Annotated in this window: 12 protein-coding genes; 4 read left to right on the plus strand and 8 right to left on the minus strand. The window is 40.2% G+C overall.

What is annotated here, in order from left to right:
* Positions 1-8 precede the first annotated feature (8 nt).
* A complete protein-coding gene (locus tag C7B62_RS00315; protein ID WP_106232606.1) occupies positions 9-941 on the plus strand; it encodes a bifunctional riboflavin kinase/FAD synthetase in 933 nt (310 codons plus the stop codon).
* A 127-nt stretch (positions 942-1,068) separates the two neighbouring features.
* Positions 1,069-1,998 (plus strand): phosphorylase, encoded by a 930-nt coding sequence (locus C7B62_RS00320; protein ID WP_106232607.1) that lies wholly within the window; start codon positions 1,069-1,071, stop codon positions 1,996-1,998.
* Between the two features lie 115 nt (positions 1,999-2,113).
* Here the strand turns inward: C7B62_RS00320 and C7B62_RS00325 are convergent, their stop codons facing one another.
* The 7 genes from C7B62_RS00325 to csaB form a co-directional block, all read right to left on the minus strand.
* A complete protein-coding gene (locus tag C7B62_RS00325; protein ID WP_106232608.1) occupies positions 2,114-2,293 on the minus strand; it encodes a hypothetical protein in 180 nt (59 codons plus the stop codon).
* Positions 2,294-2,394: 101 nt separating this feature from the next.
* Entirely contained in the window at positions 2,395-2,682 is a 288-nt protein-coding gene (locus C7B62_RS00330) for an RNA-binding protein (protein ID WP_106232609.1), read from the minus strand.
* Positions 2,683-2,902: 220 nt separating this feature from the next.
* Positions 2,903-3,442 carry a methylmalonic aciduria and homocystinuria type D protein gene (locus tag C7B62_RS00335; RefSeq protein ID WP_106232610.1) on the minus strand — a complete coding sequence of 180 codons (540 nt, stop codon included), beginning with the start codon at positions 3,440-3,442 and terminating at the stop codon, positions 2,903-2,905.
* A gap of 30 nt (positions 3,443-3,472) precedes the next feature.
* Positions 3,473-4,552 carry an anthranilate phosphoribosyltransferase family protein gene (locus C7B62_RS00340; protein ID WP_106232611.1) on the minus strand — a complete coding sequence of 360 codons (1,080 nt, stop codon included), beginning with the start codon at positions 4,550-4,552 and terminating at the stop codon, positions 3,473-3,475.
* A 31-nt stretch (positions 4,553-4,583) separates the two neighbouring features.
* Positions 4,584-5,552 (minus strand): LysR family transcriptional regulator, encoded by a 969-nt coding sequence (locus C7B62_RS00345; protein ID WP_106232612.1) that lies wholly within the window; start codon positions 5,550-5,552, stop codon positions 4,584-4,586.
* Between the two features lie 469 nt (positions 5,553-6,021).
* Positions 6,022-6,966 (minus strand): hypothetical protein, encoded by a 945-nt coding sequence (locus C7B62_RS00350; RefSeq protein WP_106232613.1) that lies wholly within the window; start codon positions 6,964-6,966, stop codon positions 6,022-6,024.
* Between the two features lie 242 nt (positions 6,967-7,208).
* Positions 7,209-8,255 carry a polysaccharide pyruvyl transferase CsaB gene (csaB, locus tag C7B62_RS00355; RefSeq protein WP_106232614.1) on the minus strand — a complete coding sequence of 349 codons (1,047 nt, stop codon included), beginning with the start codon at positions 8,253-8,255 and terminating at the stop codon, positions 7,209-7,211.
* Positions 8,256-8,380: 125 nt separating this feature from the next.
* Between csaB and C7B62_RS00360 the strand changes: the two genes are divergently transcribed.
* Together C7B62_RS00360 and ilvA are read left to right on the plus strand one after the other, a co-directional pair.
* On the plus strand, positions 8,381-10,087 hold the full coding sequence (locus C7B62_RS00360; RefSeq protein WP_106232615.1) for a dynamin family protein: 1,707 nt from the start codon (positions 8,381-8,383) through the stop codon (positions 10,085-10,087).
* 132 nt (positions 10,088-10,219) lie between these two features.
* Positions 10,220-11,731, plus strand: coding sequence for a threonine ammonia-lyase, biosynthetic (gene ilvA, locus C7B62_RS00365; protein WP_106232616.1), 1,512 nt, complete (start codon positions 10,220-10,222; stop codon positions 11,729-11,731).
* 24 nt (positions 11,732-11,755) lie between these two features.
* Here the strand turns inward: ilvA and C7B62_RS00370 are convergent, their stop codons facing one another.
* Positions 11,756-13,642, minus strand: coding sequence for a response regulator (locus C7B62_RS00370; RefSeq protein WP_106232617.1), 1,887 nt, complete (start codon positions 13,640-13,642; stop codon positions 11,756-11,758).
* Between the last annotated feature and the right edge of the window lie 138 nt (positions 13,643-13,780).

Below are 13,780 nucleotides of genomic sequence, written 5' to 3' on the forward strand. Positions count from 1 at the left end.
TGTAAAGCGTGTTGATAGCATCTTCAAGCGAACAAATTAAAACCCCTACAGCGATCGCTCTTGGCAATTTTGATGGCATTCATCAAGGGCATCGTACTGTATTGCGACCAATTATTGATTCGTTTAAGTCTACTCAGCAGCCTCATATATATCCCTCCGTCGTTAGTTTTACTCCTCATCCCCGCGAGTTTTTTACAGGTGGTAAACTACAGCTATTAACCCCCATTCCCCAAAAAGCCGAATTATTATCAAATCTTGGCATTGAGCAGTTAGTTTTGTTGCCTTTTAACAGCGATTTAGCATCCCTGACTCCCCAGCAATTTGTCCAACAGATTATAGTTGAAAAATTACAGGCTACCTTTATTAGTGTTGGTGAAGATTTCCGTTTTGGTTATCAGCGCAAAGGTACAGCAGCAGATTTAAAAAACATCGCTGCTGATTATGATATTGAAGTACAGCTTAACTCACTGTATAAATATGGCGATCGCCATCATCAGCAAGTTCGTGTCAGTAGCTCTTTGATTCGTCAGGCTTTATCTGAGGGAGACATGAAAACTGCTAACTTGATGTTAGATAGACCCTATAGTTTATGGGGAACAGTAGTTACAGGACAACAGCTTGGTCGCACCATTGGCTTTCCTACGGCAAATTTACAGCTTCCTCGGGAAAAGTTCTTACCGCGCTTTGGAGTCTATGCAGCGAAAGTTCTGTTTGCACAAACAATCCTTAAAGGGGTTATGAATATTGGCTGTCGTCCCACCGTAGCAGGAGTCGCTCCAACTATTGAAGTACATCTGCTCAATTGGTCGGGAGATCTTTATGGTCAGACTCTTAAAGTAAACTTGATTGAGTTTTTGCGACCAGAACAAAAGTTTGATTCATTAGCAGCACTAAAGCAGCAAATTAGCCAAGATTGTCAATCAGTGTTAGAAAGCGACTAAAATTATTGGCGTTAATAATCAAATGTATACCATAAAACTACAATATGAAATTAAGAGCAATACTGTTTGTAGTTATTAGTTGCTAGTTATTAGCTCTCATAATTTTGACTGTCAAACAAAAATCATCATGGAAGAATCTGTAAATCAACCCACAGCAAGATTTTTATTACAGCCTGGTACTTTGTTGTCTAAAACGACTGAGCAGACAGAATTTGCTCGTCAATGTGGTGCGCTAAAATCGATTGAAACTGAGTACCATTTGATTCAGCAGCAAGATATTTCTTTTGTGGTTCGCACTTTATCTAATTTAGCCCGCAAAGAACAGGCTAGTAAAAAACAGCATCAACAAGAACATAAAACTGGGAAGAAAATAGATCCTTTTTTACCTTACGAAAACGATTTATTTGTCGGCGATCTTTCTTCTTCTCATATTTGCTTGCTAAATAAGTTTAATGTAGTCAATAATCATCTGCTGATTGTGACTCGCAATTTTGAATTACAAACAGATCTGCTCAATCTTGAGGATTTTAGAGCGCTATGGCGTTGCCTCAAGGAAATAGATGGACTAGCCTTCTTCAACGGTGGCAAGACTGCTGGCGCTTCCCAAAGTCATAAACATTTACAGCTTATTCCCCTGCCTTTTTTACCTAATGTCATGCACCAACCGTTAGAGGAGGCGATCGCCAAGATAACTTTTAAAAACTCTTTGGGTAAATTAGACAGCTTTGCTTTTCGTCACGGTATTGCAACTTTGAATATATCGAAGCAGCATTCTGATCGAGAGGCAGTTGAAATCATGCTACAGAAATATCGTGCTTTATTAGATTATGTCGGGTTTGAAATCTCTCCTCAGACTCATAAACAACCTGGCGCATATAACTTTTTAGCCACAAGAGAATGGATGATGATTGTACCGCGATCGCGCGAATCTTTCCGCAATATTCCCATTAATTCCCTTGGCTTTGCTGGCTCTTTGTTTGTGCGCGATCGCTCTGATTTAGAACTACTCAAAAAATTAACTCCCCTCCAACTTTTGACTAAAGTAGCTATTGTTTGAGATAAATTTTTGAGATCAATTATTTTCTGTTTTCTAGTCACAAAAAAAGCTCTACCAAGAAGCTATCATTTCTCATTAGTAGAGCTGAACTAAAAATAGAGGCGAATTTAATCGACTAATTATCTCCAGAATCAGAGTCGCCGTTATTAGCATCTGCTGTCTCTTTGTTGTCGCTGTTGCCGTTATAGTTCCTTTTGCCACGATTTCCGAAGCGACTAGTTTGCTTACGGAATTTGCGTGCATTGATCTTATTACGAGCAGCCTTTTCTTTTTTCGCGTTACGACGTTTAGCCATTTAGATATGATTCCTCATTACACAATAAAACGCTTCTGGGAGTTTCTAGCATCATAATCTAGTTGCCCCCCAAAAGCGCAATTTCGATTCAGTTTTGCAGCTTAGAAGCGATCTCGACGACCACCTCCACCAAAAGAACTTTTGTTTTCGCGAGGTCTTGCCTTGTTGACTTTAATCTCGCGACCCATCCATTCTGCTCCATCTAGAGTCTCAATTGCTTTATCCTCTTCTGCTTCTGTTTCCATTTCTACAAAGCCGAAACCACGTTTGCGACCTGTTTCACGGTCAGTAGGAAGATGAACTCGTTTAACTTTACCGTATTCTGAAAATACTTCGCTTAAATCTTCTGGGCTAACCTCATAGTTGAGATTACCAACGTAAATTGACATGGACTGAATGTCTCCTGAATGCACATTAGATGTAGAGAGTTTAAATTTCGGAAAAAAACCAAATCAATACTATATGGAAAAACCTATCAATACTGAATACAAACTGGGTTGCCGATCTTTATCTCAATATGAATCCTAACACTTTATGCTAGAAAAAAAAATCTTCTAGCAAATGCAATATTTTTTTACATAATTTGATGATTATTTTATTATTTATTAATTATTTGAGCTGCCAATTTTGTGTGGCGATAGCTTGTTTTAAACCTGATTCGACCAAAACTTGAGGAGCAGTTGTAGCAATGGTTGAAGGATAGACATGATCTTCCCAAATTGGATGGGTGATTAAAGAACATTGCTGATAGTTCACTACAGGATAGTTGAGTACAGCTTTGACCGCTGCATTGTCATCCCAGGTCATGTCCTGACTAGCTAGTAGAGGATAACCAGTACGAGGATCGAATAAATCGCTGTTATATCCTCGATCTTGTAGGGTAAAAAGCAAACTACAGCCAAAACGAATAAATTCTGCTCGTAGTCGCTCCTTTTCCGCTGCAACTTCCAGCGTAGATTCTTTTAGGGAAATAGATGACTGCTGTAACACTAAGATTAAATAACTTAGAGGAGTTGACCAACTCGGTAAGAACTGCTGTTGATGCTCAAGGGCAAACTGGTGCGGAGATGCCACGCAGACATCAACTTTTGTTTTTGATGATGGGTTGAAAATATTTAATTTAAATACTAGATTAGGTGGCGATCGCATGATTACTGATTATTTGCCCTAAAGGATTCCCTACTCAAATCGAAGCTTATACCACAAGGGTACAACGTCCTTAAGGACTGATTGAAGCTCAGATAGTTTATGGGCAACTTTTCTGGTGGTCAACATTTGTTCGGCTAGAGCAAAACCTGATTCTAAGGTGTTGGTAAGATTAAAGCGCCAGAGATAGAAACCGCCATTAAAAATTGCCGTCGGGAATAGTTGATTATTTTGACCTTGAATAGTTTCTTTGATTAAAGCGATCGCGGCAGGATTTGATTCAAAAGTAGAATCACAACCGCCAAAGCCAGATTGATAGGGGTCTAATAAAAGACGCTCAAAATCTTTTTCTGCCCGACTTAAAGCCATAATTCCCGTGCGGCTACGAGCAAGATCGCAACTACCTTCTGACCCTTTAACGAGAGTATAGTTTCTTGTTCCTCTAATCTTAAAAGTCTCTCGAAAACGCTCTTCTGTGGGAGGATGAACAAATCCAGCTACTAGATGAACATCACCCGCAATCGGACTCCAAATTAGCTCTGCGGTGGCAAAAGGAGGACGCTTGCCAATTTGCTCGCGAAAAGTTACAAAGCTGTGAGCAGCAGGAAAGTGCTGCGGGAGATAAACTAAGCCAAGATTAGTTTGATTATAAACACTTTGTGTCTGAGCTAGATTTAGAGCCGAAAAATCAACTCCTAACTGCTGCCAAATATCAACTAAGGGAATGCCATATTTAGTTGGCATACAGTCACCACCGTGTAAGATAACAGGGACGTTAGCCGTTGCTAGGATAAGCGCTGTGATAATAGTTACAGGGACGGTACGCGATCGCCCATCATAAGGAGTGCCTAACACTACTGGCTGATATTGATGAGTAGGACAGATTTCCAGCTTATTGCTTAAGCGATCAAATGTATCTAAAATACCCGCTAGCTCTTCTGGGGTTGGGCGTTTAATGCGATGGGCAATCATGAATGCGCCTATCTGAGCAGGAGTTGCTATCTGTAACAGCATCATTTCTGTCGCCGTGGCTGCCTCGGCACGGGTTAGGTTCTTGCTGGTATGAGTCCCACTGCCGACTCTTTTGAGTAATTCTCGAAACTCACTGCTCATGGGTGCTACTAAAAATTACTTTAAAAATTACTTACTTACTTACTAACTGTGATTGTCCTGTCTGGGATGATTTGCTCAAATCTTTAACTAAATTAAAAAAATGGGCAATGGGAGGAATCATCAGGCGATCGCTTGTTGTCACCATTACTACCTGGCGAGTAAGAACATTATCAGAGTCCAGCTTTCCATTCATGTCTGAGATCAATGCAGGTGATTGGAGCGGACGAATTGCTAAAGTGGGGTCGTTGTAAGAATCGGTTAAAGCTTTATGAGGCAACAGGGCAATCATTTCTCCTTGGCGAATTACGCCCCGAAAGGCATCTAAGGTATTTAACTCCATCGCCGTTTTGAACTGCACATTTTGATCGTCAAACCATTGCTGTACTAATCTTTGCATTCCATAGCCGTCTTTAAAGACCACTTGAGGATATTTAACTAGCTCTAAGGGGGAAATCCGCGACTGCTTGCTTAAAGGGTGGTTAGCTGCCATTAGAACATCAATCTGTTCTTCATATAATACGGCTAACTCTATTTCGGCTGAATTGGTTAAAAAGCGATTGTTCATGACGATCGCCACATCAACTAAACCATCCCTCAGTACTTTTAGAGCGCGATCGCTGCCCAACGCTGTAACTCTCAACTGAACTTCTGGATAGTCTTGACAAAACTGCTGCAAAATTGGCGGTAAATAGTGAGCGCAAACGGAATGGATCGCGGCAATACAAAGTTCAGGCTGCTTACCTGCCATTAGTTCAGCAAATTCTTGAGTAGCTTTGTACCATTCTTGACAAATTCTTTGAGCGCGAGGCAAAAGTTTTTCCCCGCCCATGGTTAATTTGGCTTGAGCGCTGCGATGAAATAAAGTCAAGCCTAAATCTTGTTCTAAGGACTGTATTTGACGACTAATCGTTGATTGGGTTACGCCACATTTTTTTGCTGCTTGTCCAAAACTCCCTGTTTCCGTAATTGCTAAAAAGGCTTGCAATTGCTCGATTCGCATATTTTCTCTTTGGGCAAACGGCTATACATTATGAGCAACTTGCCCCTTAATTGAACATAGCTGATTAAGTAAGATACATTTAGTATCAATTGCAACATTCATTTGTTCTGATCTTTGCACTGTCAGCTAATTGCTGTAGTTTTCAACAGCACGGTTGAATATGCGGCCGCAGGTGGCGCATCCCCCCGCTCAAATGAGTAGACCACAATTGTAAAATTCAAATGTCAAATTCAAAAAAGCTAATAGCTATCTGCCCCAAAGGACGAATAGTCATCTTTTGTACGACATGACTTAATCAGCAATGCCTAACAACGTAGTCTATTCAGCTGAAAATAGCTGTACGTGCCAAAGCTTTAACTGATTGCCTTTGAGCGAGAATCTAATAGACGTGGGCGTAAATAAAACAATCCTTAATTTAGCTTAAAACCTTGACGATATCTTACTTATTACTTCCGCGTAGCGGTACTAGCTACTGGGGACGAGGAAAAGTTGGTAAATCAACTGCTGCCAAAGACTGTGGTTTTTTGCTCTGGTTGGTTTTACTTGTTTGAGCCTGAGCAACTTTATTACGAGATGTTGCGGTAGCTGACCAGGTAGCAATTTCCGCTGCCGTTTTGATAGTTGTGGCCGTGTTCCCAGTTGTCTTTTGGACTTTAGTGAATTGAGACTTATTTTTAGGTAGAGCAATCTTTGGCTCAGGAATAATTGAGGTTGACCAAGGCTGAATAAAGCGATTATGGGGATAATTTTGGTTACGACTAACAGCTTTTTCTTTACGGGATGCAGCCTCTTGATAGCTTTTTAATTTGGCTTCTTGTTGCAAAACGCTGTGTTGTTGTTGGCTTAGTTCGTTTTGTAATTTTTGGCTTTCTTGTTCTTTTGTTGCTAATTCAAAAGCTTTTTGATTATATTTTTCCTGTAACAGAGTACATTCCCTTTCTAGCTGCGCTGTTTGCTGCAAAGAAAGTTCATGTTGATTAGATACTTGCTTAATGAGCAATTCTTGATTTTCGATTTGTTGTTGAGAGCCTGCTAATTGCTGCATTAGTAAAGCGACTTGTTCTTGATAGCTTTCCAATTCTTCTGCTTGTCGAGCCAATAACATATCGTTATTGCGCGACTTTTCAACGTATTTGTTAAACTTATTGTCAATTTCGGCTAATTCTTCTTCAAGACGATTGACCTTTTTGAGCAGCTTACGGTTGTACTCTCGCAGTTTATGGGCTACTCGTTGCCAATTCATAATTCCAGTCAATGATTCATTTTCGGCTGTAGTTGCTATTTGAGGGGAACAATGTTGTGGCGAATCATCATTGCTCATTGTTGATTCACTAACTAATTCTTGGGGATGGTTGGGATGGGAAACTGTAGCTTCAGCATCGCAGGAATTAAAATTTTGGTTGGATTGGTTCATAGTTTTGGTACTTTCTATGTATTAATAATAGAGCAATAACTAAATCTAAAGTATGTGCGTATTTTCGCGCAATTAGCTGGTATTAATTATTATTTAATTGCATTTAATTGCTTGAGCTGCTAAGAATTGCAAATATATTATAAATATAAAATAAGACGATTTTTCTTTATTTTCTCTTTTGCTTATGCTTTAGATTTGATTAGATATAGCTTAAACCTTGCGTCAAAAAATGCCAAGGTTTGTTAATCTTTGATAATTGTTTCCCTCAATAGTTGTTGATGTATTAAAGCTCGATCCACTAGTGATTGAATCTTTAAAGCTTCACCTGCTGGCTGCTCTAATTGTGCTAACCAAGTAGCAGTAATTATTTCTGGCTCATGAGGCAGCTCTGTTAGCTCATATCCTGGCAAACTGAGTTCCGACATTAGTTGGGAAACTTTGGGATCGTAGCTTAAGGCAAAACAGCGACAACCTTCAGCTGCTGCCATAATTAAACTATGTAATCGCATACCAATCGCCATATGCACTTCTTTAAATAATCCTTTTAATTGTTGAGGATTGGGAATCGACATGATTGTGCAGTCTTGTGGTATTCTAACAGCAATTTGTTCGGCGATCGCGCGATCTTGAGCGGGTTGAAAAGGGATTAATAAAATAAAGCAGTTGCTTTTAAGTTGAAAATCCTCAAGAGCCTGAATTAAAATCTGAAGTCGGTTGACTGTTAATAAAGGATGAGATCGCAATACCACCGCCACAATTGCTTTATCGGTAGCGGGTAAGGCTGGTGGAGTATCACTTTGTAAAGCCCAAACAGGATCGGGGGCAACTATGGGTTCTATCTGCCAATTACTAAGAAGCTCTGCTGAAGCATTGTCTCTCACGCTAATAGCATTACAGCCCAATAATACCTGTTTAGTTAACCAGCGAGTTAAAGATCTGTTTAAAGGGCCAATTCCCTGCGCCCATGCAATAGTTTTCAAGCCTCTTTGTTGCGCCAATGCCATCAAACCTGCATAGTAAATTGGGCTGGCAATACTAGTAGCATCCTGCATCAAGCTGCCACCACCCCAAATAAACACATCAGACTGTTGCAGAATTTTTAAAAGAGCAAGCGATTTGCGATCGCAACTTGCCACACCATAACTTTTTTTTGTCGCCTGGGGATTACCAGATAAGACAATTGGCTCAACCGCTTCGGGCAGCATTTGTAACAGTGACACCAATAATGCTTCATCTCCTGCATTACCCATGCCATAATATCCACACAATACTGCTCTAGTAGGACTCATTTGTTCTGTTAACTTTGTAGTGTTGAGTTGAAGATAGCATTATCTTTAGCTCTTAACTATTAGCTTTCAGTAAAATTAAAATTTGTATTCTTAAACTTATTATTTATAATACTCACTTGCTTACTATGGATAATCTTATTGTCGCTCAGGGGTTGGTTCAAGATCAATCAAGTTTAGACAGTCTTTTAAAACGACTACAGATATTTGCCACGGAAATTAATAATCAGCAGCTACAGGTAACAATTCGTAATTTACGAGTCAATATTAATGAGCCATTTTTGTTTGTGGTGGTAGGAGAAGTTAAGGCAGGTAAAAGTAGCTTCGTGAATGCTTTGTTGCAGGCAGATATTTGTAAAACCGCAGCGGATCCTTGCACCGATGTGATTCAACAGCTTGTCTACAGTAAGGAACAGTTTGAGCAGCCTGTAAGTCAACATTTGCGTAAGATTGGTTTGCCCAACGAGATTCTCAAAACTCTATCGGTAGTGGATACTCCTGGGACAAACACCATCGTGGAAAATCATCAGGAAATTACTAAAGATTTTATCCCTAACAGTGATTTGATTTTCTTTGTCTTCTTTGCTAAAAATCCCTATACTCGCAGCGCTTGGGAATTATTAGACTTTGTCAATAGTGAGTGGCGTAAAAAGGTCGTATTTGTGCTACAACAGGCAGATTTAGCCAAACCAGAAGAATTAGCCAAAAACAAGGAAAAACTAGCAGAATTAGCCGTACAAAAGGGCATCGAGTCTCCTGTAGTCTTTGCCACTTCCGTTGAGTGGGAAGTCAGCGGCGAACAAGATCTTAGTGGATTTAAAGAAGTCAGAAATTATATTCAGCAAACTCTCAAAGATGGCAGCACTAAAAAATTAAAACTTCAGGGAGTAAAGAAAACTAGTGAGCAAATTATTGACTTACTGAGAAAAGACTTGGTTATGGTGCAGCATCAACTTATTAAAGATCAGGCAGGTGTCAGCAAGATCAAAACTAAGCTACTGCAAAATAAACGACAGTCAGGCTTTGAACTAGAATCTTTGATTAACCGACTGCTCACTAAATACGATCTAATCACCGCCAGAGTTAAAGCAGATTTTCGCGAACAACTATCGCTGTTTACTTTAGTAAAAGGCTCATTTGCCGTACTGTTTCGTACCAAAAAATCTGCTCCCACCTGGATGGATGAGCTTAAGCAAAGCTGCGAGAATGAACTTAAGAATTCCCTGGGAGAAATATCTCAAGATGGGATTAAACACTTTGTCGGGGGAATTAGAGATTTACTCCAAAGTCTGGTAGATGACTTGCAGGATATCAAAGTCAACCACGTCACTACTAATACCATCACCGTTAACACGATTGAAAGTCGCCAAGAAATAGTTGAGGATGTGCAGCAAAAAGTTGCCACTCTCCTAGACGATCAAAGTTTCCTGCATTCCATTGAATCAGTTAATGCCAGTGTTGCCCCTAGATTTCTGGGGGGTAGTGCAGCTACCGTTGCGGGTACAGCGATCGCTGCCCTGACAGAAATAGTATTATTAGATATTATCGGTACTGCTTTTGCTGGAGTTGGCTTGTTGTTTGCTGGTGGAACTTTAGTTTTGAAAAAGCGCAAGATTATTAAGCAGTTTGAAGAGAAGCTAGATCATGAAAAAGTCCGTTTTGAAAGTGAGCTATCTGCTAAGTTAACTTCTAAGTTAGATATTATTTACGAAGAAATCGAACGCAACTTTGCCAACATTTATAGTTACGTTGCCGAAGAAGAGCAAAAGATTATGCCTTTAGTAGAGCAGTTTAAGCAAATTGAGCAAGAGGCAGCACAATTAACCATCAAGTAATCAAGTAATCAATTGCACTGTACCTACTACCCATCAATTAATATTTGACAGACTACTAGTACTGGTTGAGCAAATTTAAACTAATAATTTTTGATAGAATCTTAAGACTATCTATACATAGCAACTCCGCCCATGAAATCCGACTATCTGGAGAGGATTCTGAATGCCCGCGTTTATGATGTTGCCCAAGAATCTCCCTTAGAATATGCGCCTAATTTGTCAGCTAGGCTAAATAATAAGCTGCTGCTAAAGCGAGAAGATATGCAGTCGGTATTTTCGTTTAAACTTAGGGGGGCTTACAACAAAATGGCAAAACTGCCCCCAGATGTTCTCCAGCAAGGCGTAATTGCAGCTTCTGCTGGCAATCATGCTCAGGGTGTAGCTTTAGCTGCCCAGCATTTAGGCACTACGGCAATTATTGTCATGCCTATAACTACTCCCCAGGTAAAGATAGATGCGGTCAAAGCCCGTGGGGGTCATGTAGTATTGTGGGGAGATACCTATGATGATGCCTGCGCCCATGCCAAGCAACTATGTCAACAGAAGGGTTTGACCTTTATTCATCCTTTTGACGATCCTGACGTAATTGCTGGACAAGGAACTATTGGGATGGAGATCTTAAGGCAATATCAGCAACCAATTCACGCTATCTTTGTCGCCATTGGTGGTGGTGGCTTAATCGGGGGCATTTCAGCATATATCAAGCGATTACGACCCGAAATTAAAATTATTGGGGTTGAGCCTGTAGATGCCGATGCCATGTATCGATCCCTTAAGGCAGGATACCGTGTTTGTCTACCTAGAGTTGGTTTATTTGCCGATGGGGTAGCAGTACGGGAAGTGGGAGAGGAAACTTTTCGCTTGTGTCAAGACTACGTAGACGAGATTATTTTAGTTGATACAGACGATACTTGTGCTGCCATTAAAGATGTGTTTCAGGATACCCGCTCGATCTTAGAGCCTGCTGGAGCATTAGCGATCGCTGGGGCTAAAGCCTATGTAGAAAGAGAAAATATTACAGGAGAAACTTTAGTGGCGATCGCTTGTGGGGCAAACATGAACTTTGATCGCCTCAGATTTGTCTCGGAAAGAGCAGAGTTTGGTGAGCGACGCGAGGCAATTTTTGCCGTAACTATTCCTGAAGAAAGGGGCAGCTTTCGCAAATTTTGTGAGTGTATCGGTAAACGTAATTTGACAGAATTTAACTATCGTATTTCTAACGAACAGAAAGCCTATATTTTTGTGGGTATTCAGATCGAAAATCGCGCCGATGCAGCCTCCATAGTCGAAACTTTTGTAGCCCAAGGATTTGAAACTATCGATCTCACAGATGACGAACTAGCCAAAATGCACCTGCGTCATATGGTTGGCGGGCGATCGCCCCTCTCAGAAAACGAACTGCTCTATCGTTTTGAATTTCCCGAACGTCCAGGGGCGTTAATCAAGTTCTTAAGCTGTATGAGTCCTAATTGGAACATTAGTCTGTTTCACTATCGCAACAACGGTGCAGATTATGGACGTATTGCAGTAGGAATGCAAGTTCCACCAGAAGAAATGGCTCAATGGCAAAAGTTTCTCAACTCCATCGGCTATCGCCATTGGGATGAAAGCTCAAACCCTTCCTACAAACTATTTCTTAGCTGATCGCTGATCATTGATCGGTAAATTTCATCTTTTAAGATTGAGGCGATTAAGAATTCGATTAGCAAGTTGTTGAGCAAGAACTGGTTTGATGACTAGATCATTAGCACCACTAGCAAATACTTCCGTGGAAATCGAGTCATCACGATGAATACTCAGAAAGAGAACTGGTAACTTACACCAGTATGAATGAGTTCTGAGAACTTTACACAGTTCAATTCCGCTCCGATGAGGCATTTCTATATCCAGTACGAGTAGATCGGGTGCAACCGCTTGAAGTACATCCCAAAATTGTCGCGGATCGTCTAGGGTAGTAAGTTTAAATCCCCAGGGTTTCAGTAGAGTTGGTAAGGTTTGCAAAAATTCTATGTCGTCATCGACAATCATAATTTTTTTATCTAGAGATGAATATTGTGCTGCTTTTTGGCAAACAGTAATGACTTGCTTAGGATTAACTGGCTGGGTAAGATAAAACTTGCCTCCGTGCCGTGCCACGAGTAAACGATCTTCAAAGCGATCGCGATCGGCAATGACGATTACTGGTATAGATGGTGTAAGTAGTTTAAATTCTGCAATTAAGCCCAAATACTCTTCTTTAGTAGGTGATTGAGCAGCATCTTCAGCAAAAAATACTTTGAGTACCACCGCATGGGGAAGTTGTTCCCCTCTGATTTGTTTTTCTTCCAGCCAATGCTTAGCTTTTTCTGGAGTAGAAATTGTCTTGGTACGAATTTCTCGATCTATTGCTTCAGAACTCAACTGCTCGATAAATTGCTCATCTTCGCCAATGATTAATAGTAAAGGCAAATTATCGGCAAATTTTTGGGATATTTGCTCAACAATATTTTGTTTGAGGGCCAATTCTTGTCGTAAAGACTCAAATTTATGTGACAGTAGCAGTAATTGATTTGAGTCTTGACTAAAATCCTCTTGGAGTAATTGTTCTATATCTTTAGCTAATTCAGAAGCTCGGTCTAGGCCAAATTGTCCTAGGTTTCCCGCCAAAGTATGAGCGGTAATAATTGCCGAGAGGCGATCGCTAATCTCTAGATTGCCCGCATCTAATGCGGCGATTGCTTGAGCTAATATTGCTAACTGTTGTTCTCTTTTGGACTGATGTTTTGACCAAATAGAAGTTAAAGCGGCAATGTGTTGCGATCGCTTATTTGGTTGCTCAGGAGAAACTGAAGCTGTATTGGGGGTGGTTTGCCGCTCATCTGTACCAACATTATTATCTTCAGGAAAAGCTCTCAGACAATAGCCTTGTCCCCTGACAGTGGTAATTAAATTATCAGGAAAGCCCTTTTCCTTTAATTTTTGGCGTAAGCGTCGCAAATGAGAACGGACTGTGGCGATCGCTGGATATTCCGTAGATGACCAGAGGCGATCAATAATATCTTCAACCGAAAAGACTTCTTGACTATGACGTAAAAACAACTCCAGCAATCGGTATTCTTTAGCGGTTAGAAATAACGATTGTCCCTGATAAATAACTTCGCTAGTACAAGGATTTAATTTGAGATCTCCCCAATGCAAGATAGGTAAAAAATCACAGGTCAATCGACGTAATAAAGCTCGGATACGCGCAGCTAACTCTTCCACATCAAAAGGTTTACAAATATAATCATCTGCCCCAGCATCAAGACCACGTATTTTATTTTGACTACCACTACGAGAGGTCAACAAGATAATGGGAGTATCATAATCATGAGCGCGAAAACGTTGGCATAACTGAATTCCATCCAGCTTGGGCAAAGACCAATCGAGGATAATTAAATCATAGGTATAGGTAGAGCCGTAAATCCAGCCTTGTTCCCCATCTGTTGCCACGTCCAGGGCATAATTTTGTTGGGCAAGAGTTTTGGTCAACAATTCTACTAAAGCTTCATCGTCATCAACTAATAAAATTCTCATTTTTAAATAATAAATAATAAGTTTATTTTGATTTTAATTTATTGATTGTTGAAGTCAGAATTTTGATGATTTCCACCTAAGCTTTAATAACTCAAATAGCAAAATCTTCCGTTCTTTGTTGAATAGTTTTTTCATAGT

It is taken from the genome of Pleurocapsa sp. CCALA 161 (assembly GCF_003003995.1).
Lineage (GTDB): Bacteria > Cyanobacteriota > Cyanobacteriia > Cyanobacteriales > Xenococcaceae > Waterburya.